At 42.2% G+C, this 2,500-nt stretch carries 4 protein-coding genes and 1 pseudogene; all 5 read right to left on the bottom strand.

The genetic code is table 11. The features are described from left to right. A pseudogene (locus HMPREF0670_RS16785) lies at window positions 1-393 on the bottom strand (hypothetical protein); the annotation flags it as partial. 59 nt (window positions 394-452) lie between these two features. Further along, a complete protein-coding gene (locus HMPREF0670_RS14465; RefSeq protein WP_009231889.1) occupies window positions 453-1,097 on the bottom strand; it encodes a hypothetical protein in 645 nt (214 codons plus the stop codon). Window positions 1,098-1,107: 10 nt separating this feature from the next. Next, entirely contained in the window at window positions 1,108-1,398 is a 291-nt protein-coding gene (locus HMPREF0670_RS16530; protein ID WP_157579665.1) for a hypothetical protein, read from the bottom strand. Between the two features lie 173 nt (window positions 1,399-1,571). Then, window positions 1,572-1,844 (bottom strand): hypothetical protein, encoded by a 273-nt coding sequence (locus HMPREF0670_RS14460; RefSeq protein ID WP_009231888.1) that lies wholly within the window; start codon window positions 1,842-1,844, stop codon window positions 1,572-1,574. Next, on the bottom strand, window positions 1,832-2,500 hold a 669-nt coding region (locus HMPREF0670_RS17475), incomplete at its 5' end, for an RHS repeat-associated core domain-containing protein (RefSeq protein ID WP_316928774.1). The genes HMPREF0670_RS17475 and HMPREF0670_RS14460, both read right to left, overlap by 13 nt.

Here is a 2,500-nt window from a genome sequence, read left to right as displayed (position 1 = left end):
GCGGCGCACCACGCGGTTGTCCCCGTCGTAGGCGAACTCGATGGCCTTGCCGAACCGGTCGCACGCGCGGGTGAGGTTGCGCCTCCCGTCGTACTCGTACTCCGCCAGCATCTCGAGCCGCCCGTCGCAAAGCAGGTTGGCCGAGAGTATCAGCCCCCGCCTGTCGTCTTGCCCGAAGACCACGGTGCGCCCGTGGTGATCCTCCAGTGTCGAGAGCAGCCCGCTGTCCCTGTCGTAGGCGATGGCGAGGAATCCGCCGTCGGCATGGTCCACGCGCACGGCGCGGTAGACCGTCCCGCCCTCCCCGTCGGGGAAGGCGCGGTAGGTAGTGCGGCGCTCGGCCGTCCGCACCGTCCACGTGTCGGGGTCGGGCCTGCGCTGCCACACCTTCATCCCACGGTAGTATTCCTCGGGAACACCCACCTCCACTCTGGGAAGCGGCAATGACTTATCTATATTCCATTATTTTTTATTGAATCAAAATAATCTTCTTTTTTCTTATATATGCACTTTACCTCATATGGATCGTGCGTCATTTCATAAACCCTCCCTAATTTATCTATGGAAATATAATCCCCATCTCCTAAATTCTTAATCACATAGAAAGTCCCTTCTGGTATGATTATTTTAAAAGACGACTCTAAGGAAAGATAAGACCTAATTTTATCATCAACATCTCCGATTATGTTGGCAAGTTCTTCTTGCTCGTGGTTTTCAAATGTTTGCTCTTTGACCCTACTAACATCTATCCGACTTAAGTCAAGTTCGCGAACATTAGCTTTTAAGCTATAACCTGCAAGCATCCCTTCCATAATATCTAGTTCAATTGGCTCATATCTATTCTCTTTCTTATTCCAAACTAAGATGTCTTTTATTATAAAAAGTTGAGGCAAAGATTTATTAATAAACTCTTGCTCTAGTTTTGCATTTAGTATAAGCGTATAAACCCCATGCCTTTCAAACTCGTTATGTTTCTTATCCAAGATAAAATTCGTTGAAACCTGTCTCACTAGATATGGATATTTGTCAACAAGTTTCAGGGAAATGCTTCTTAAAAGGGCATAATCTTGTTTCTTTATTTTTTTTATGTTAAACATGATTGTTTCTTTATTTGCATTTTAAATTGAATTTCTCTTTTATCCATTTAGGAGCAAACCTCGCCCTATATGGATCCATTTTTGCATGTTCTAAACTACTTACTTCCTTTAAATTAAATCTATTATTCTTTAACCAATTTGGAGCCCATTTTGCTCTTTGGGGGATAAAACGATGATGTAATTCTGCACGTTGTATCCAAATTTTTCCTGTTGTTCTATCTATAATAGGTTCTAATTGAGGCTTGGTTTTCTTTGCCCAATACTCGTCTTTATATTGCTTAAATGTTTTTCCACCATGCAAGAGTCAGTCCACTAGACCACTCAGTCCATATACATCTACCGTACTATTCCCATCCTCTACATACCCATACAACGTCGGATTATTCCCCTCTACCCCTATCGGCTCTTGGGAGCGTATATGCCGCTATCAGGTGAGCTGTAATGGGATCTATTGTACGCTAGCTTGGTCTCATTTTACCACACTCTAAAATCAGGACGACAATAGCCCTCTATTAAATCCATAATTTCATTTACAAATTCAGAGATATCTTGATTATCTTCTGATATTTTGTAAAAAAATGCCAAAACCTCTTCTTTGCTCTTTCCTGATTCTTTATAGTCTGATAATATATTTGTATATTTCAAATAAAACTCTATTGGCAGTTTTTCGACATCTATATATTTTGCCTGCCAATCTTTAATATCTGACGAGATTATAAAAGACTCTTTTGTATTTAACTTGGACATACACTTTTAAATTTATTTTGCAGAGCGCCTAATGATTCTTGATATTCTGCTAACGACATCGGTCTTGATGGCTCTATCACACCGTGCGTTCCATTTTTATCAGCTTTAAACCTCAAATTATCTCCTAAATTATCAGATTCAATTTTAAACATTGCCGAACCCTTTTGTGTTCCTCCAAATTCTATCGGCTTTCTATGAGAGGGGATATTATCGATGCTCTTATTTACGGACATCCCACCGCTATTAGGATAAACTTTTCCGTCAATAACTTCTATATCAACATTTGGTCTAACCCCTAATTTATCAGCAGAATTTCCAGTTAGAGGGACATTATTCTTTTGTTTCATTCCTCTAAACAGTTCCTCCAACCCAAACACATCCGCCCAGTTATTTGTATCGCGAACGTAGGCATAAAAATTACTTTCCCCACTTAACAACCTAATCGGGTCTTGGCTTATATACCCACCCGTACTCGGGTCATAATACCTGAACCTGTTATAGTACAGCCCCGTCTCCTCGTCCTCATACTGCCCCAACTGTCTAAATGACACGAATTGTCTGTCGCCTTTTAGGTTGAGCTGGTTGCCGTAGATGTCGTAGTCGGCTTGCCAGACGGGCGTTCCGTGTTCGTCGTAGGCCTGCACGGGGCGACCGAC

This window comes from Prevotella sp. oral taxon 317 str. F0108 (genome assembly GCF_000162415.1).
GTDB lineage: Bacteria > Bacteroidota > Bacteroidia > Bacteroidales > Bacteroidaceae > Prevotella > Prevotella conceptionensis.
This window is presented reverse-complemented; position numbering and strand designations above follow the sequence as displayed.

What these genes read in the sequence shown, in the direction of transcription:
- HMPREF0670_RS14465 (WP_009231889.1), bottom strand. Translation starts at nt 1,097, where the DNA reads ATGTTTAACATAAAAAAAATAAAGAAACAAGATTATGCCCTTTTAAGA.
- HMPREF0670_RS14460 (WP_009231888.1), bottom strand. Translation starts at nt 1,844, where the DNA reads ATGTCCAAGTTAAATACAAAAGAGTCTTTTATAATCTCGTCAGATATT.